This window comes from Pseudomonas mucidolens, from assembly GCF_900106045.1.
GTDB classification, from domain to species: Bacteria; Pseudomonadota; Gammaproteobacteria; order Pseudomonadales; family Pseudomonadaceae; genus Aquipseudomonas; species Aquipseudomonas mucidolens.
Genome location: NZ_LT629802.1, coordinates 1590702 through 1609108, shown reverse-complemented (window position 1 = coordinate 1609108; position 18407 = coordinate 1590702). Strand labels below are relative to the sequence as shown.

The following is an 18407-nucleotide window of genomic DNA, read 5'->3' as shown; positions in this document are numbered from 1 at the left end:
CGGAGATAGAACAATGAGCGATAACATCTTCACCGGCTGCATTCCTGCCCTGATGACGCCGTGCACCGCCGCACGCAAACCGGACTTTGACGCGCTGGTCGCCAAGGGCCGGGAACTGATCGATATCGGCATGAGCGCCGTGGTCTACTGCGGCTCCATGGGCGACTGGCCGTTGCTGACCGAAGCCGAGCGCCAGGAAGGCGTGGCGCGCCTGGTGGCGGCCGGCGTGCCGACCATCGTCGGCACCGGTGCAGTCAACAGCCGTGAAGCGGTAGCCCATGCCGCCCACGCGGCGAAGGTCGGCGCCCAGGGCTTGATGGTGATTCCGCGCGTGCTGTCGCGCGGCGCTTCGGCGACTGCGCAAAAGGCCCATTTCGCCGCCATTCTTGGCGCCGCGCCGAACCTGCCGGCGGTGATTTACAACAGTCCTTATTACGGCTTTGCGACCCGCGCCGATTTGTTCTTCGAGCTGCGTCGCGAATACCCCAACCTGATCGGTTTCAAGGAGTTCGGCGGCGGCGCCGACTTGCGCTACGCGGCGGAACACATCACGTCCCAGGACGATGCCGTGACCCTAATGGTGGGTGTCGATACCCAAGTGGTGCATGGCTTCGTCAACTGCAACGCCACCGGCGCCATCACCGGCATCGGCAACGCCTTGCCACGGGAAGTCCTGCAACTGGTCGCATTGAGCAAGAAGGCCGCCAAGGGTGACGCCAAGGCCCGCCGGCTGGCCCGCGAGCTGGAAGCCGCGCTGGCGGTGTTGTCGTCCTTCGATGAAGGCTGCGACCTGGTGCTGTATTACAAGCACCTGATGGTGCTCAATGGCGACCAGGCCTACAGCCTGCACTTCAACGCGAGCGATGCGCTCAGCGATGCCCAACGACGTTATGCCGAGAACCAGTACAGCCTGTTCCGTCAGTGGTATGCCAACTGGTCGGCCGAGCAGAACGTCGACTGACACCCGGTGCGCCGCTGTGAGGCAACTCGCCCTCACAGCGGCCAGAGGCCTTTCAAGGACACTCATTATCAGGATCAAACCATGACACTGACAGGCAATATGCTGATCGGTCAGCACGCCATTCCAGGCAGCCGCGAGGCGATCCGCGGCATCAACCCCGCGACCAATGCCGCGCTGGAGCCGGCCTACCACGGCGGCACCCGCGAGCAGGTCGAGCACGCCTGCGCGTTGGCGTGGTCAGCTTTCGATAGCTATCGCGAAACGCCGTTGGTGGCGCGTGCCGAATTCCTTGAAGCGATCGCTAACGAAGTCGAAGCCCTTGGCGATGAATTGATCGAGCGTGCGGTCGCCGAAACCGGCCTGCCACATCCTCGCATTCAGGGTGAGCGGGGTCGCACCTGCCAGCAACTGCGCACCTTTGCACGCACCGTGCGCAGCGGTGAATGGCTGGACGTGCGGGTCGACACCCCACAGCCGCAACGCCAACCGCTGCCCCGTGCGGATCTGCGCCAGCGCCAGGTCCCCCTGGGGCCAGTGGCCGTGTTCGGCGCCAGCAACTTTCCGCTGGCCTTCTCGGTGGCCGGCGGCGACACCGCGTCGGCGCTCGCCGCCGGTTGCCCGGTGATCGTCAAGGCCCACAGCGCCCACCCCGGCACCAGCGAGCTGGTAGGCCGTGCGGTGGCTCGGGCCGTCAAACACTGCGGGTTGCCCGACGGGGTATTTTCGCTGCTGTTCGGCTCCGGACGCGAAGTGGGGATCGCTTTGGTCAACGACTCGCGTATCAAGGCGGTGGGCTTCACCGGTTCGCGAAGTGGCGGTATCGCGCTGTGCAAGGCGGCGCAGGCGCGTCCCGAGCCAATCCCGGTGTACGCGGAGATGAGTTCAATCAACCCGGTCTACCTGTTTCCCGCCGCGCTCCAGTCTCGCAGCGAAACGCTGGCGCAAGGTTTTGTCACCTCCCTGACCCAAGGGGCCGGCCAGTTCTGCACCAACCCCGGCCTGGTGATTGCCGTTCAGGGGCCGGACCTGGCGCGCTTTATCAACACCGCCAGCGACCTGCTGCGACACAGTCCGGCCCAGACCATGCTCACCCCCGGCATCTCCAACGCCTATGAAACGGGTGTCGGCACCTTGGCCGAACATGCCCAGGTCGTGGCCAGCGGATTGGCAGCCGAAGGCCCGAACCAATGCCAGGCGCACCTGTTCGTCACTGGCGCGCAGGATTTCCTGGCCAACCACCGCCTGCAAAGCGAAGTCTTCGGCGCCGCATCGCTGATCGTGCAATGCACCAGCGCGGAGGAAATGCACAAGGTGACAGAGCACCTCGAAGGCCAGTTGACCGCCACCCTGCACCTCGACGACCACGACCTTGAGCACGCACGCGCACTGCTGCCAACCCTGGAGCGCAAGGCCGGACGCCTGCTGGTGAATGGCTGGCCGACCGGCGTTGAAGTGTGCGACGCCATGGTCCATGGCGGCCCATTTCCGGCCACCTCGGACTCGCGTTCGACCTCGGTGGGCACCGCCGCCATCCTGCGGTTCCTGCGCCCGGTGTGCTACCAGGACTTTCCGGACAGCTTGTTGCCGACCGCGCTCCAACAGGCCAATCCGCTGTCGTTGCGGCGTTTGCTCGACGGTCAGAGAGAAGCCTAGGCCATGTCCAGTTCCCCTTCGGCAAACAACCTGATGGATCAGGCCGACGTAGCGGTGGTCGGCGCCGGCATCATCGGCGTCGCCTGTGCCTTGCAACTGGCTCGCCAGGGCCGCCGCGTGGTCGTCATCGACCCGCAGGAACCCGGCATGGGCGCTTCGTTCGGCAATGCCGGGCATCTGGCGACCGAGCAAGTGTTTCCGATCGCCGATATGTCGATCCTCACACGTTTACCCGGCATGCTCATGGACCCGATGGGCCCGTTACGGCTGGACTGGAAATACCTGCCTCGCGCCCTGCCCTGGTTCATGCGCCTGCTGCTGAACCTGCGCTCGGCGCCCTACCAGCGCACGATAGCCGGCATTCGCGCGCTCAATGAAAGCAGCCTGGGTGCCTGGCAGCGCTTGCTTGGGTCGATAGACCGGACCGATCTGTTGAAGCAAGACGGCTCGCTGCTGGTGTTCGAGGATGCGGACTCACGCGCAGCCATTGAAGCGCTGCAGGCACGCATGTGCCAGCAACAGGTGCCGGTCGAGCTCTGGTCCGCCGCTGCCGTACAGGCGGCGGCGCCACAACTGAGTGAGCGGATTCTGGGCGGTTTGTTCTTTGCAAAAACCGGGCACTTTCTCGACCCATATCAGCTCGTTTGCGCACTGGTCGAGGCCGCCAAGGACCACGGTGTGCAGTTCCTCAAACAGCGGGTCGAGGATGGGCATATTGCGGCGCAGGGTGTGTCATTGCTCACGGATAAGGGCCAATTGTCAGCGCGTCAGGTACTAATCGCCTGCGGCGCTCACTCTGCCAGTCTGACCCTCGCGCTGACCGGTAGAAAAGTGCCGTTGGACACCGAGCGTGGCTATCACCTGATGCTGCCGCAGGAACAGCAGCGGCTACCGTTCGCTGTCACCTCGCTGGAACGCAAATTCATCATGACGCCGATGGTCGACGGCCTGAGGCTGGCGGGAACTGTCGAGTTCGCCGGCCTGGATCGGCCGCCGAACATGGCGCGTGCGTGGCAGTTGCACCGCCTGAGCCAGGGTTTGTTTCGGCGTGACTTGAACGCCGAGGGCGCCACGCCATGGATGGGATTTCGCCCGTCCTTGCCGGACTCCCTGCCCGTCATCGATCAAGTCTGCGACGGCAAGGTGCTGCTGGCTTTCGGCCATCAACATTTGGGCCTGACTCAAGCGGCCGTCACCGCGGAGCTCATCGCACACATGACCTCACCGAGGGGCGCGCCTGCGTCGCAGGGTTTGCCGGCATTGACGCCTTATCGACTCGCCCGATTCTGAGTGGTACAGGCTGGATCCTCAGGCAGAAAATAGTTTGTTACAACTACCGGCCTTGCCGCCCAAGAACTTTGAGCTGTGGACCGGTTCTTAAACACAAGACGTGTCTTAATCCGTGAGCGTCTGATCATTACCTGCTGAGGTTCACATAATGCGAATGACACTGCCTGCCCTCGCCCTGGGCATACTGGTTACACAGGGCGCCATGGCTGCTGGAGACGGCACCGCCGCTATCGGAGGCGGTCTGGGTGGCGCTCTGGGTAACGTTGTCGGTCAACAGATCGGCGGATCCACAGGGGCTGCAGTCGGCGCTGGCGTCGGCGGCGCGGCGGGTAGCGCCATCGGCGCGCCACGCGGCAACAGAACCGAAGCAGCCATTGGTGGTGGCCTGGGGTCTGCGGGCGGCTCAGTGATCGGCAATCGCCTCGGCGGCTCCACCGGCTCCACTATTGGCGCCGGCCTGGGCGGCGCGGCGGGTGGCGCAATAGGTAATAACCTTGCCGACGACGACGACAAACACCGCTCCGGTGGCAAGAAATACAAGCACAAACACAAACACAAGAACAAACACCGCTGATGCCCTGACGCGCGTCAAGCAGAGCCCGGCCGAGTGCCGGGCTTGTTGTTTCTGGCGGGTGCCCTGCTCTGCTAGCGTGGCGATCCTCGATGCGGGCTACAACCTGCGGTTTATGTTGATATCCTCAACTTTTCCCGTGGCCTGGCTCGGATAGACGCTCATGTTGACTGGCTTGAATCACCTTACCTTGGCGGTTGTGAACCTCTCTCGCAGCATCGAATTTTACCTGGCGCTGCCCGGTTTTAGGCTGGCTGCTCGCTGGGACACGGGGGCTTATCTTTCTCTCGGTGATCTCTGGCTGTGCCTTTCTCTCGATGAGAACCGAGTGACGCAAAAGCAGCCTGACTACACCCATTGTGCATTTTCGGTGGGGCAGGCTAACTTTGAAGAAGTCACTGCTTATTTGCGGCTTCGTAACGTTATCGAGTGGAAATCCAATTCGAGCGAAGGTCATTCGTTTTATTTTCTAGATCCCGACGGACATCGCCTGGAAGTGCATGTAGGCAGTCTTGCTTCACGGCTTGAGCAATGCCGACGTGAGCCGTATGCAGGTATGGAGTTCTTTGACTGAAGCGTCCAGGCCCCCTGGAGCATAGTTGCTGCCGCATCAGTGGACGCCTGCCTGACCTACGCAAGGTTGGTTCCCCATTCGCTTACCCTCATTTGAATTAATCAACGCTCTGAGTTGGAGGCTGTTTCCAACGTCGAGGCGATGAGATCGCGTAGCCACATATGAGCGGGATCTCGGTGCAGTCGTTCGGGCCATAACATAAGCATTTCAAAACCCGGAATGGCGAGCGGAGGCGTTTGGACGTGAAGTGCTGGCTCATCTCGTACCAGCCTTTCGGGCACCACGGCAACCAAGTCGCTGTGCGCCAATGCTGAGACGAGCGAGTTGAAATTAGACACTGACAATACGACTCGTCGATCCAGACCTTTAGCTGCCAGTGCCTGGTCAGTGCTCCCCACGAACCCAGCGCCATTCGGTGACATAACGGCATGTTCAAGGCCACAGAACGCTTTGAGCGATAGCTGGGTTGCCAAAGCGGGATGATCGCGTCGCCCGGCCAGCACATAGCGTTCGTGAACTAAAGACCGCTGACGCAGTTTTGGCGGCGCGTCATCGCGAGTGTGCAGCGCCAGATCGAGCTGGCCGTTTTCCAGATCATTGGCAAGGTTAACGGGGTTTTTGTTCACCAGCGCCAACCGGGTATTCGGGGCTAGACGCCTGAGCAGTGCTAGCGACGGCCAGATTAAAGCAGTAGTTGCGTAATCACTGGCAGCAACCTTCCACGTCTGACTGGACAGTGCAGGCTCAAAAGTGACACCAGGACTCAGTGCGCCTTCCAGAGCTACCAGCGCTTCACGCAGTGGCCCGCGCAATTCACGGGCACGCTCGGTAGGCGACATCCCTCGGGGGCCGGGCAGCAACAATGGATCGTCCAGAATGTCTCTCAGCCGACCCAATTGCAGGCTGACGGTCGGTTGAGCGAGATTGAGCAACCGCGCCGCCCGTGTAACGTTTTGCTCGGACAACAGCGCATCCAACGTGACCAACAAATTAAGATCCAGACGGCGCAAGGTATTGTGCATATAAATACCACGTGTTTCGGAAATTCATTTCCATCATATCGGATTCGTGGCTACGGTGAGGAATACATCCACTCGGAGCCCCTCATGAAGCTACTGTTGATCTACGCTCACCCTGAACCCCGTTCGCTCAATGGCTCGCTCAGGGATTTCGCGATCGCTCACCTGCAAGCCGCAGGCCACGAGGTCAAGGTCTCGGATCTATACGATATGCGTTGGAAGGCGCTCATTAATCCGGACGACGCCCCAGGCTATGACGACGAAAACCCTTTCAACCCCGCAATAGAGTCGCAGCGTGTATTTGCCGCCGGCACCCAACCGACAGACATTGAGGAGGAGCAGGCCAAATTGCGATGGGCAGACGCCGTGATCTTTCAATTCCCACTGTGGTGGTTCTCGATGCCAGCGATCCTCAAGGGCTGGGTCGAACGCGTCTACGCCTATGGGTTTGCCTATGGTGTCGGCGAACATAGCGAAAGCCATTGGGGCGATCGCTACGGCGAAGGTAGCATGGCAGGAAAGCGTGCAATGTTGGTGGTCACTCTGGGCGGGTGGGAGCCCCATTACAGTGGCCGAGGGGTAAACGGTGCGCTGGATGACCTGCTATTCCCTATCCAGCATGGGGTGCTTTTCTATCCTGGGTTCACGGTCATGCCGCCCTTCCCAATCTATAAAACCAGCAAAATGGACGCCGCTCGGTTCGAACAGCTATGCACGGCCTATGCGGCTCGGCTGGATAACCTGTTCAGTGATCAGCCCTTGCCGTTTCGTCGCCAGAATGCCGGGGACTATGAAATTCCGGCGTTGACACTTAAGCCGCATCTTGCACCCGGCCGTCACGATTTGGGCATCCATATCTGTGAGGGAATGACGCCTGAAGGCTAGCAGTGCGCTGGCGGATGGTGAGCATTTTTTCTGGAGTTGGAAAGGTGTGATCGCCGGACGGTTGACTACCTCGGACTTTCCTTTGTTTGCGATTTATCCTCCCGCGAGCACGGCGACAGGCTTGTCAGCTCACCACGGTATTGCTAGTGTCGCCTCATGACTCATTATTGCCTCACCTCGACAACCACCACCACGACCGCAGAAAGCGGAGCGTGCGAGGTGTCGTGAGCCAATAGCAAACGAACTTCAAAGGCCCGCCAGCGATGGACAGGGCCTTTTTTATGCCCTTGTGTCGCTGGTTCAAACGCAAGGAGATGCACCCATGTACGCCCTGTTGATACTCGATATCCAAGTTGGGCTGGTCCACGGCCCGGAAAAGCCATGGCGCGGCGAAGCGCTGTTGAAAACAGTGAACGCCCTGATGGACCAGGCGCGCAGCGCAGGTGCTGCGATTTTTCTGGCACGCCACATCGGCCCCGTGGGATCCCCCATAGAACCTGGCAGCCCACTGACGATGCTTGCGCCAGAGCTGACGCTGCTGGGTGGAGAGGTGGTGTTTGAAAAGCGCCGTCCCAACGCCTTCGAGATGACCGACCTGGCGGACAATTTGCGCGCTCGCGGTGCTACCGGCGTGGTGGTCGCAGGGATGAAAACTCAATACTGCGTAGACAGCACCTGCCGCGCGGCTCGTGACCTTGGCTTCGATGCGGTACTGGTCGCCGACGGCCATACCTGTTCCGACACCGCTGTGATGAAAGCCGAGGACATCGTCGCTCATCACAATGCAACGCTGGATGGCCCCTTCTGCCGCCTGGTTCGCGCTGCGCAGTGGCGCTTCTAAATAAAAATCGCGCCAGACGTCGCAGACACTAAGTACGGCTTCGGCAGGCACACCGCTGCGTGCCGGGCCGTTCGTTGAGCTTGCGCACATGCCTGGCAAATCAGTGTCGATTTCTCGGTGGAGGCACAGGCACAGTCGGCTTAAGATCATCCGACCTGAAGACTCTTGATCACACCCTTTCAATGCACGAGCGACCTCAATAGTCTTCCCGGGTGTGATGAGCCACTGAAGTATTAATCCGCGGACCCGGACGTTCAACGTCTGCGCCTGTCGCGCTGAATCGCTGATGTCCGTGCAATTCAAGGCTGATTGTCTATGAATCCTTACAACAACCCTCTTCCGCCCAGGCCCGAAATGGTCAGAGCGATGCTGGGTAGCGACAGCGCCTACGAAGGCGTGTTTTTTACCGCTGTCAAAACCACCGGCATCTTTTGCCGCCCGACCTGTGGCGCACGTAAACCTAAGCCCGAGAATGTTGAATTTTTTTCCTTGGCAACCGAAGCAATGGCGGCAGGTTATCGCCCCTGCCTGCGCTGCAAGCCGCTGGATTTGGCCGCGTCGGCGCCGGAGTGGGTCAGGGAGCTGTTTGCCGCGGTGACTGCAGCGCCCGATGCCCGCTGGACTGACGCCGAGTTGCTGACCCGGGGTGTTGAGCCCCTGCGCTTACGCAGGTGGTTCAAACAGCATTTTGGCATGACGTTTCATGCCTGGCTGCGCTCTCGCCGGCTGGGGATAGCGTTAGGTCGTATCGTTGTGGGTGAAACGTTGGATAACACAGCATTCGATTCCGGGTACGAGTCGCTCAGTGGATTCAGAGACGCGTTCAAAAAAACTTTTCAAATTACCCCCGGCAAAGCCACTGAGACGTCTCTGCTGCTGTACCGTCATCTGACCACGCCCTTGGGCCCGATGATTGCTATGGCAGAAGCGCGCGGTCTGGTGCTGCTCGAGTTTCTTGACCGCCCGGCACTCACCGCAGAACTGCATGAGTTACGCCAGCGCTATGGGTATTCGATTGCTCCAGGCGAGCACACTTACCTTCAGCAGATCGAAGCCCAGCTGAAACTCTACTTTGAAGGAACGCTGAAAAAATTCTCGGTCCCGCTGCATCTGCCAGGCAGCCCTTTTGACCAGTTGGTCTGGAGCGAATTACTCAGAATCGGCTACGGGGAAACCTCAACCTACGGCGCCATCGCCGAGCATATCGGCAAGCCGGGGGCTGGCCAGGCGGTAGGCAACGCAAATGGCCATAACCGGTTATCGATTGTCGTTCCCTGTCATCGCGTAATCGCCGCCAATGGCGCCCTTACCGGCTATGGCGGCGGGCAACCACGCAAAGCGTTTTTATTGCGCCTGGAGAAGGCTGCTTTGCAGATAACCCAACAGCAGACATTTGCATTGGAGGGGTTGGCAGATACACAAGCCCCTTTGGCGAACAAATCAGACGGAGCACGATAGTCACCCCGACGAGAACCAGACGGGGCCGTCAACATTTGCCCTGCGGGGGCGGTAACCGCCTGAACTGTACAAGATGGAGTTTGGGTCGGCTCTCGCGTCAATGCATTGCAAATACCCACGGCCTGGCTCTCGGCGGCAAGTGATCAGCAGGCGCCAGGCGGCACGCCATCGTTATTGAAATCCTTCAGCCGCTGCCGTTCTGCCTCAGTCGAATGCGCGGGCGTTGACTGGTTCGGGATGATTTAGCGGGTACCCATACCTTGCTTTTCTGGCTCAACCCATTCCTCGATCCGAATCCCCCCAGCTTTTAGCGCGAGGTAGTACTCGGTATGTTCGTCAGTAATAAACAGCTCCATTGGCTGTTCGCCAGTGGGCTTGTCCGCTTCGAGTTTTATTGCGGATGCCGCGTTACTACGGAGTTGCTCTGGCGTATTCATATCCAAGCTCGTTCCATGATTTTCACTGAAGGCAATGTCGGCCCCTCACGTGGGGAATAGATCAACTCGCCCTCGATACATGCGCCATAAACGATTGAAGTGATTATTGAGGTCATGGGAATGCAGCATACAACCCCCTACTTCAATTCAATAACTGCGTTACACTCAACTCCTGAAATCGCGCCTTTCTCATATTCCAAATCAACAAGACGCGTGGTAGGGCCATTGGCTTTCAAGCGTTCAGCAACAACGCTCGGCCAACGGTTGCGGGAGCGGCGTTTTGCAATGCTGTAGGTGAATTCCTGGATTCGATCCTGGGGATAAAACATAGGCCCAAGTATTAGCTTTATAACGTCAGAGCCACTCAAGTAGTTCTTACCGCCCGCCTCTCGCTTCGCCTGTTTTATCTGCTCTCGTGTTCTTTTAAAGCTATCGCTCATTTTTGGGCGCACAGCTAGTTGGCTTTTTACAAAGGCATCGGACTCACTGTGATTTCCGTGCTCATCGAAATACGGTCCGTTATTCATGTAGGCGCGAATGTATTCCCACAAGCTTTTTTGCAACATCAGTGATTTGCCAAAGGGTGACCCGAGACTGACCATCAGAACGGTTTCCGGTTTTTCGAATTGCCAAACTCGAATCTCCAGCGAGGCACTTTGGATACTGCCGATGCTCGGACCCACCAATTGAAATTCGTTGGTCACCGCTTGAATACCATCCCATGGGGTGTGGAATAGTTTACCGGCGTGATCGAAGTACACCTCGCGGGTACGGCGGTTAAATAGGATGGGCAGAGGTAATGGGCGTAGGGTTTCCCATAGAAAAGGAAGGATGCACAAAGGAATACATATGGCGAGCATTATATTTAACCCTTTAAGGTCGCCACTCTGCAAAAAACTGAAAAGTCCCAGCCCTATACCTCCTATCCCCCCTATTCCTGCCAATACACCGGTGAGCAACCCTCGATCCGAATCCCCCCCAGCTTTTAGCGCGAGGTAATACTCGGTATGTCCATCGGTAATAAACAACTCCATCGGCTGCTCGCCGGTGGGTTTGTCCGCTTCGAGTTTTATTGCGGAGGCCGCGTTACTACGGGGTTGCTCTGGCGTATTCATATCCAAGCTCGTTCCATGATTTTCATTGAAGGCAATGTCAGCCCCTCACGTGGGGAATAGATCAAATCGCCCTCGATACATGCGCTATAAACGATTGAAGTGATTATTGAGGTCATGGGAATGCAGCATACAACCCCTACTTCAATTCAGTAACTGCGTTGCACTCAACTCCTGTAGCCGCCCCTTTCTCACATTCCAAATCAACAAGACGCGTGGTAGGGCCATTGGCTTTCAAGCGTTCAACAACAACGCTCGGCCAACGGTTGCGGGAGCGGCGCTTTGCAATGCTGTAGGTGAATTCCTGGATTCGAGCCTGGGGATAAAACATAGGCTCAAGTATTAGTTTTATAACGTCAGAGCCACTCAAGTAGTTCTTGCCGCCCGCCTCTCGCTTCGCCTGCTTTATTTGCTCTCGTGTTCTTTTAAAGCTATCGCTCATTTTTGGGCGCACAGCCAGTTGGCCTTTTACAAAGGCATCGAATTCGCTGTGATTACCGTGTTCGTCGAAGTAAGGGCCGTTGTTCATGTAGGCACGGATGTATTCCCAAAAACCTTTTTGCATCGCCAGTGATTTTCCAAAGGGCGCACCGAGGCTGATCATCAAAGCCGTTTCCGGTTTTTCGAATTGCCAAACTCGGATCTCCAGCGAGGCACATTGAATACTGCCGATGTTCGTGCCTACCAATTGAAATTCATGGGCCGCCGCTTGAATACCATCCCACGGAGCGTGGAACAGTACCCCGTCGTGATCGTAGTACACCTCGCGGGTGCGGCGGTTAAATAGGATGGGCAGAGGTAATGGGCGTAGTGTTTCCCATAGGAACGGTACCAGAAATAAAGGTATGCCTATAGAAAATGTCATATAGGTGATATCGAACTTACCTTGCATTGCTCCTATAAGGCCAAGCCCCACCAATACGCAGCCACCTATTCCACCTAATACACCGGTGAGCAACCCTCGATCCGAATCTCCCCCAGCTTTTAGCGCGAGGTAATACTCGGTATGTTCGTCAGTAATAAACAGCTCCATTGGCTGTTCGCCAGTGGGCTTGTCCGCTTCGAGTTTTATTGCGGATGCCGCGTTACTACGGGATTGCTCTGGCGTATTCATATCCAAGCTCGTTCCATGATTTTCACTGAAGGCAATGTCAGCCCCTCACGTGGGGAATAGATCAACTCACCCTCGATACATGCGCCATAAACGATTGAAATGATTATTGAGGTCATGGGAATGCAGCATACAACCCCTACTTCAATTCAGTAACTGCGTTGCACTCAACTCCTGCAGCCGCCCCTTTCTCACATTCCAAATCAACAAGACGCGCGGTAGGGCCATTGGCTTTCAAGCGCTCAGTAACAACACTCGGCCAGCGGTTGCGGGAGCGGCGTTTAGCAATGCTGTAGGTGAATTCCTGGATTCGAGCCAGAGGGTAAAACATTGGCTCGAGTATCAGCTTTGCAGTATCCTCGGCGCCTAAGTAATTCTTGCCGCCCGCTTCCTTTTTCGCCTGCTTTAATTGCGCCAGGGTTTGCTTGAAGTTGTCGCTCATTTTGAATTGCACGGCCAGCTGGCTTTTTACAAAGGCGTCGGATTCGCTGTGATTACCGTGTTCGTCGAAGTAAGGGCCGTTGTTCATGTAGGCACGGATGTATTCCCAAAAACCTTTTTGCATCGCCAGTGATTTTCCAAAGGGCGCACCGAGGCTGATCATCAAAGCCGCTTCCGGTTTTTCGAATTGCCAAACTCGGATCTCCAGCGAGGCACATTGAATACTGCCGATGTTCGTACCTACCAATTGAAATTCATGGGCCGCCGCTTGAATACCATCCCACGGCGCGTGGAACAGTACCCCGTCGTGATCGTAGTACACCTCGCGGGTGCGGCGGTTAAATAGGATGGGCAGAGGTAATGGGCGTAGGGTTTCCCATAGAAAAGGAAGAACGCACAAAGGAATACATATGGCGAGCATTATATTTAACCCTTTAAGGTCACCACTCTGCAAAAAACTGAAAATTCCCAGCCCTATACCTCCTATCCCCCCTATTCCTGCCAATACACCGGTGAGCAGCCCTCGATCCGAATCTCCCCCAGCTTTTAGCGCGAGGTAATACTCGGTATGTTCGTCAGTAATAAACAGCTCCATTGGCTGTTCGCCAGTGGGCTTGTCCGCTTCGAGTTTTATTGCGGATGCCGCGTTACTACGGGGTTGCTCTGGCGTATTCATATCCAAGCTCGCTCCATGATCTTCACTGAAGGCAGCGTCAGTCCTTCACGAGGGGAATAGATCAAATCGCCCTCGATGCGCCGCAAGTCTCTAACACCGTCCTCATGGTACACACGACGATAAGGGGTGATGCCGGCTGGCACAGGAACGCGGGTACCGCTATGCCGAGCAAAGTCTTTACCTGTCCACTCGACCTTTTGGATTTTATCGGAGTGATATCCGAGTGTGTCGCCCCAAACTTCCTGGCCGGTGAAATGAATCATACCGTCGGTCAGCTCCACGTTTTCGCCGGGCAGCTTTAGCAACAGGTAAGTGGAGACAACTTGTCCTTGGTAAGGGTTGAGCTCTGCTAACCGATAGGCCTCAACGCTGATGGGGAAAAGAAGTGGATACAGATTATCCATGGAAAGGATGTAACTGTTTGACCAGGTGTCGTCCGGACGGATGCCAAAGTGGCTGTTTTTCACCCATTTTTCCAGCGGCGAGTCTGCTGTATAAAGACGGGCAATGACCCCGCCCACAATCACCACCGCGAGACCCAGTAGCTTGGCTCCCAGGTGCGGCACTACGTTGAGCCCCCTGGCAATAGTCGCCGCATCCCCGGCTATCACAGCAGCCCGAGCGACTCGTAGCGCTCGGAACGCCTGGACCTGGATCTTGATACTGGCGAGCGAAGCACTGACCACTGCCAAGTTCGCGGTCATGGTGTCAAAGTCGCCCGCTTTGTAGGCCTCAAAGGCGTCTACCCCATAAAGCACGACGTCGAATGCCAGAAAGGCGCTTTGCGCCAAAGCAGTAATGGCGGTGTGCCACAAAGCCCTGGCCAAAAGTAGCCGTGATGAAATCGACGTGCTTCCGCTTTGGCGGACAGCCGAAGCCCAGTTAACCTCGCCCACTCGCTGAACAACCGCTGCGCCTGCTGCGCCTACTCCAAATAATGCCCCTACTGCCCCAAAGGCACTTTTGGCCGTTTCATCATCAACGAATACCTTCCCAGACCAAACAAAATTCACCCCCGCCATCAGTGTCACAACCGACTTGATCGGCGCCTTACTCAGCGCGTTCTTCAAGTCAAACACGCTGCTCAGATCAGCGCTCGCTAGGAGGTTGACCGGCAAGGGCGGCAGCTTGGTGCTCGCGGGTACCAGATGCATAAACGGGATGCTTTCGCTCACAGCACCGGCAAGAGGTGTAACGTTGAGTCTGGCAGGCAGTGTGTTGCGGGTACCTATCAAGTCGCTGTACCACTCGCCCAGTTGGCGCGGTGTGATACCCAAGGTTTGAATACGCTGCCCACTGCGGGCTAACGCGGCGGCCATGTAGATGCGCCCTGCAGTGCTGGCAGCATTTTCCGCTTGGTGCAAGTGCAGCCCAGCAGCAGGCGCGACGGACAGAAATAAAGCTTCCATACTGGATGCTGGAGCCAGTTGACTCAGTTTTTCAGCCGCCTTGTTCATCGCCTCTGCATAGCCAAAGGCTTTAGCCAATTGAGTGACACCCTCTTTTAGCGATGCTCCATTGTCGTGGGCCGCATCGCTCAGGTCGATCAGGTATTTTATTTCTCCAATGCCAAGCCTTTTGGGTAACCCAAGTAATGCCCAGAGCAACCAGGGTTTGCCTTGCGCATCACCTCCAAGGTTTAACGTTATGGCCTTGGCTCCTGCACTGGTGTTCGCCGGGCCTAGGCAGGCGGCAGCGAAATGCAATTCCAAGGCCTCACGACTGGCTGGCTGAGAGATGTCGAAGTGGCCACACGCGGTGTCCATGCTGGACGGGCCAGTCACTTGCAAGGTGTTGAACCAATCGACCCAGAGCTGCGCCAGCCGGCGCATGTCGGTGCTATAGCGGTCTTCCTGCGTATTCTGGTCTTTCCAGGCGCGGCTCAACTCGTCATAGCGAGTGATTGAGGGTAACTGCGTTTTTAGTTGCGCGTCATTTTCGCTCAAGGACTTTAAAACACCCGCAATGGCCCACTCTTCGGCGTGATGTTCCTGATAACTGTCAAACCCCGCGCTCCGGGCGCGCATCAGCGCGGCGAGATCGAGCAGCACGCCCCAGGCATCATCAATGACCGCATAAGTGTGCTGTTCGCAACGCGCCATCTGCTTGAGCACTTTCAGCCAGTTGGGCGCGTGCTCCGTTTCCGGCTCACTGCTCCAGCCGTAGCGCGTTGCATCGCTGTATTCGCCAATCTGCTTGTTGATAGCGTCCACTTGACCACTGAACGGTGCAGCACCCGGCACAAAACTGCGCATGATGCGCTGACGCACGGCGGGGTCTTTTTTTGCGGCCTGATACTGCGGCTCACTCCATCGCACTGGCGACCACACCAAACCGGCGGAATCGCCAGCTCTGAGCAGCAGGTGTGGTTGGGTTCGAGTATCAATAACCCGTCCTGCCCGTGAGGTTTGGGTGAGTAGAGCTGATTCGACCTGATATTCCACCAACTTGGGTGGAGCGCTTTCCCAGACGTAGAGCCAACCATCACGCAGCAAGCGCGAGGTGTAATTAAGGTCTTGCTCGGTCACGTCAGGATGGCGCGGCCCAAGATCTGGAAACTGCCCGTTCAGAGGGGGCAGACCATAGGCACCGATATCGACAGCTGCTGTGGGACCCAAAGCATAGCGCAGAGGCAACACAGCGGCTAAAAGCGGGCATGTCCCGTAAGGTGCCTGATTGTTGTGTGGGCTCATGAATGTTGTTCCGTGTTGGCGGGTAAGCTGAGCGCGTGCAAGAGCGCATTGGGCAAGATGATTTGTGCCGCTAAACCGTTATCCGCCATAGCAGAGTCAAGCTCAGGCGTTTCGTTCGTCCACGCACACACGGAGGCGCCGCCATGTCGCAACCAGACGCTATCCACGCCACACCAAAAACCAGCAGGCCATTGGGCACCGGCCAACCGTGCGCGATTCAGCACGGGACCGTCAGCCAGGCGCAACCAAAATTCGCGGCGCTGCTCATCGAAAATGCGTAAGCGTCGTTGCAGGATGGGAAGCAATTGATTGGCGCTTTTAAGAGAGCCCAGCCATACACCTCGCTGCAAGTCGCCGCCGCCCCACCACTCGTTATAGGCGGCACTGCCGAATGAGGCATTGAGTAAGAATGGCCCGGCCCCGGCAATGGGCTCATACGGTGTTCCCTTGAGGAGTGCCAGGGGATTGTCGGGACCGTAGTGTTCGCTCAACCAATCAAAAGCGTCGTCATACTGAGCGCCGTCAAGCAGGAGCAGTCCATTTTTTGGGGGTATGGACGTCATGCTTGAGCCCCCTCGGCTTCCAACCGTTCTTGGGCAGCATCACACACCGGACAAATTCCGGAGGTGGCCTCACGGAAAATAGTGTTTTGTTTGAGCAGCGCTTCCATGGGGAGGGTGTTGACGATCATTGTCAACGCGGCCACAGGAATCACCGACAGCGCTGACGTAGCCGCTGCGCCCGATGCAGGTACACCTCCCTGAACGATGGGCACGCTGCTGAAAATTCCGCCTGCGCTGATGAGAATGTGTTGGCCACCTGCCTGGAACGTCAAGCTCATTCCGGCATTGATCACCACGTTGGCAGCGGTGACATGGGCTTGTGTACCTGCCTGAATCACCAGCGTACCGTCTGCCGTAGTGCTGCTGTTACCGGTGATGCTGATCAGTTCGTTACCACCGATCACCGTGTTACGCAGACCTTGGGTGGTGTGCAGTTCGTCACCCTTGATCAAGCTGGAACTGTTGTTGTCCACCTGCTCAAAGCGGTCGTTATTGATCAGGGTGTGACTGTCGTGAGTAATTTGCTCGCGGCGATCGTTACCGATCTTGGTGTCACTGTCGTTGAGGATTACCTGTTCAATGTCACGCTGAGCGCGCAGGTAGATCAGTTCCTGGCCGCTACGATCTTCAATCGATAGCTCGTTGTAGCCACCACTGGCGGGCGAGCTTTGGCTACGCAGGACGGTTTTGGTTTTGTTCGCCGGCAAGGGGTACGGTACAGGCATGACCTTGTTCGGCACACAGCCCGTAATCAACGGATTGTCGGGATTACCTTCCAGGTAGGTCACCACCACTTCCATGCCGATGCGCGGAATGGTTACCGCACCAAAACTTTCCCCCGCCCAGCTGGATGACACCCGCAGCCAGCAACTGCTCTTGTCACTGCCCAGTTCGGCGCGGTCCCAATGGAATTCGACCTTAACCCGCCCGTACTCATCGCAAAAGATTTCCTCCCCTGCTGGACCGGTGACTCGAGCGGTCTGACTGACCAATACCGATTTACGCGTGACCAGCGCCGGACGGTAGAACACGTCCCAGGGAATCGCGCTGAAGGTATTACGGTAACCTTGGGTAAAACCGTCTTCAGATTTAACCTCGCTAGTAACTGATTCCTCAAGAGCCTGGGGCTGCTTACCGGAGTGCGTCACGCTGAGTAACAACCACAAATCGTTGCACTGCTGACGCGGATGTTCGGTCAGGTCAAAGAAGTGGCCACTGCGCAGGGTTGGCTGGTCGCTTTTACCCTCGGCCAACTGATAATCGGCACGGTGCCGCTCCAGCGCCTGCCGGGCAATCTGTTTGCCGAGCTTTTCATTTTCATGCAGCACCGGGTAGCGGTAATCTTCAAGTGCAGGACTGAACTCGGCAGTGAATTGGCTTTCCAGCAACTGGCTTGGGCGTTTTAAGTCATAGCCCCGCCGCGTGGTGGTGCTGGTTCGGGTATTGAAACGCATGGAGAACTGGCTGACGACCGGGTGATCCGCGGCCAGGCCAGAGCCTTGCTGATAAGGTGTTGCACCCAGTTTAGGGAAGTAAGTCTGATCATCAGTGAATACCAACTGATGGCCATCCTGGCTGTGCTGGTGGTGCCACGAAATCCCGTCCTCACTGCACAACCGCTGGATGAACTCGAAGTCGTTTTCTCCATATTGCGTGCAGTATTCGCGCTCTGGGCTGGTGCTGACATTAAAGGTAAACGCATCGGCCTGAATCCCGTGACCCTGGAGCACTTTGGCCACGATCTGCGGCACCGTCAGGTGTTGGAAAATCCGTTGGTTGTGGCTGAATTGCAGATAGTGCAAGGCCGGCACCAAGGTCAACTGATAGCGGGTCAGGCGCTTGCCCGCCTCGCCCACCAGCACGTCCTCGATATGCCCATGCATGCCTTCCCCAGTCAGGCCAAACTGCAGAAAAGCCGGCTGCCCGAGCAGGCGCTCAAGGTCGAAATCCGGCGACTCGCTGACGAGCTCAATCTGGATCGCATACAAGCTGCTGATCGCTTCCGTACCCTCGAAAGCGAGGACCTTGAAGTCGTTGCGAACAGAAGGGATCAATAACGCAAAATGCGCAGCATTGGCCGACGCGAACATACGCTTATCCTTGGCTGAGAGAGAAGACAACA

The 18407-nt window shown here is 57.3% G+C and carries 16 protein-coding genes; 8 read left to right on the top strand and 8 right to left on the bottom strand.

The genetic code is table 11. The features are described from left to right. Positions 1-13: 13 nt before the first annotated feature. From BLU75_RS07765 to fos, 5 genes are all read left to right on the top strand, one after another. Positions 14-961 (top strand): dihydrodipicolinate synthase family protein, encoded by a 948-nt coding sequence (locus tag BLU75_RS07765; RefSeq protein ID WP_084377990.1) that lies wholly within the window; start codon positions 14-16, stop codon positions 959-961. An 81-nt stretch (positions 962-1042) separates the two neighbouring features. Beyond that, positions 1043-2614, top strand: a complete 1572-nt coding sequence (locus BLU75_RS07760) for an aldehyde dehydrogenase (NADP(+)) (RefSeq protein ID WP_084377991.1) — start codon at positions 1043-1045, stop codon at positions 2612-2614. A 3-nt stretch (positions 2615-2617) separates the two neighbouring features. After that, a complete protein-coding gene (locus BLU75_RS07755) occupies positions 2618-3904 on the top strand; it encodes an NAD(P)/FAD-dependent oxidoreductase (protein WP_084377992.1) in 1287 nt (428 codons plus the stop codon). A gap of 148 nt (positions 3905-4052) precedes the next feature. Beyond that, positions 4053-4478, top strand: a complete 426-nt coding sequence (locus BLU75_RS07750; protein WP_084377993.1) for a glycine zipper domain-containing protein — start codon at positions 4053-4055, stop codon at positions 4476-4478. A 160-nt stretch (positions 4479-4638) separates the two neighbouring features. Then, positions 4639-5049, top strand: a complete 411-nt coding sequence (gene fos / locus BLU75_RS07745; protein ID WP_084377994.1) for a fosfomycin resistance glutathione transferase — start codon at positions 4639-4641, stop codon at positions 5047-5049. A gap of 101 nt (positions 5050-5150) precedes the next feature. Here fos and BLU75_RS07740 read toward each other — a convergent pair whose 3' ends face one another. Then, positions 5151-6071, bottom strand: coding sequence for a LysR family transcriptional regulator (locus tag BLU75_RS07740; protein ID WP_084377995.1), 921 nt, complete (start codon positions 6069-6071; stop codon positions 5151-5153). A gap of 84 nt (positions 6072-6155) precedes the next feature. Here BLU75_RS07740 and BLU75_RS07735 point away from each other — a divergent pair, with 84 nt between their 5' ends. From BLU75_RS07735 to BLU75_RS07725, 3 genes are all read left to right on the top strand, one after another. Further along, positions 6156-6953 carry an NAD(P)H-dependent oxidoreductase gene (locus BLU75_RS07735; protein ID WP_084377996.1) on the top strand — a complete coding sequence of 266 codons (798 nt, stop codon included), beginning with the start codon at positions 6156-6158 and terminating at the stop codon, positions 6951-6953. A gap of 322 nt (positions 6954-7275) precedes the next feature. Further along, positions 7276-7794 (top strand): cysteine hydrolase family protein, encoded by a 519-nt coding sequence (locus BLU75_RS07730; protein WP_084377997.1) that lies wholly within the window; start codon positions 7276-7278, stop codon positions 7792-7794. Positions 7795-8109: 315 nt separating this feature from the next. Continuing rightward, positions 8110-9252 carry a bifunctional transcriptional activator/DNA repair enzyme AdaA gene (locus tag BLU75_RS07725; protein WP_084377998.1) on the top strand — a complete coding sequence of 381 codons (1143 nt, stop codon included), beginning with the start codon at positions 8110-8112 and terminating at the stop codon, positions 9250-9252. Positions 9253-9494: 242 nt separating this feature from the next. Here the strand turns inward: BLU75_RS07725 and BLU75_RS07715 are convergent, their stop codons facing one another. The 7 genes from BLU75_RS07715 to BLU75_RS07685 all read right to left on the bottom strand — a co-directional run bounded on the left by BLU75_RS07715 (position 9495) and on the right by BLU75_RS07685 (position 18375). After that, entirely contained in the window at positions 9495-9689 is a 195-nt protein-coding gene (locus BLU75_RS07715; RefSeq protein ID WP_084377999.1) for a hypothetical protein, read from the bottom strand. A gap of 137 nt (positions 9690-9826) precedes the next feature. Beyond that, on the bottom strand, positions 9827-10804 hold the full coding sequence (locus tag BLU75_RS07710; protein WP_090221407.1) for a hypothetical protein: 978 nt from the start codon (positions 10802-10804) through the stop codon (positions 9827-9829). 136 nt (positions 10805-10940) lie between these two features. Further along, the gene (locus tag BLU75_RS27740; RefSeq protein ID WP_231982627.1) at positions 10941-11915 is read right to left on the bottom strand and encodes a hypothetical protein; all 975 of its coding nucleotides are present in this window, start codon (positions 11913-11915) and stop codon (positions 10941-10943) included. Positions 11916-12051: 136 nt separating this feature from the next. After that, on the bottom strand, positions 12052-13029 hold the full coding sequence (locus BLU75_RS07700) for a hypothetical protein (RefSeq protein WP_084378001.1): 978 nt from the start codon (positions 13027-13029) through the stop codon (positions 12052-12054). Continuing rightward, on the bottom strand, positions 13026-15722 hold the full coding sequence (locus BLU75_RS07695; RefSeq protein ID WP_084378002.1) for a toxin VasX: 2697 nt from the start codon (positions 15720-15722) through the stop codon (positions 13026-13028). Before BLU75_RS07695 ends, BLU75_RS07700 begins: the two co-directional genes overlap by 4 nt. Then, positions 15719-16285: a DUF4123 domain-containing protein gene (locus BLU75_RS07690; protein ID WP_084378003.1), complete on the bottom strand. Its 567-nt coding sequence runs from the start codon at positions 16283-16285 to the stop codon at positions 15719-15721. The genes BLU75_RS07695 and BLU75_RS07690 overlap by 4 nt, the downstream gene beginning before the upstream one ends. Next, complete coding sequence (locus BLU75_RS07685; protein WP_084378004.1) at positions 16282-18375, bottom strand: type VI secretion system Vgr family protein; 2094 nt, start codon at positions 18373-18375, stop codon at positions 16282-16284. Before BLU75_RS07685 ends, BLU75_RS07690 begins: the two co-directional genes overlap by 4 nt. Between the last annotated feature and the right edge of the window lie 32 nt (positions 18376-18407).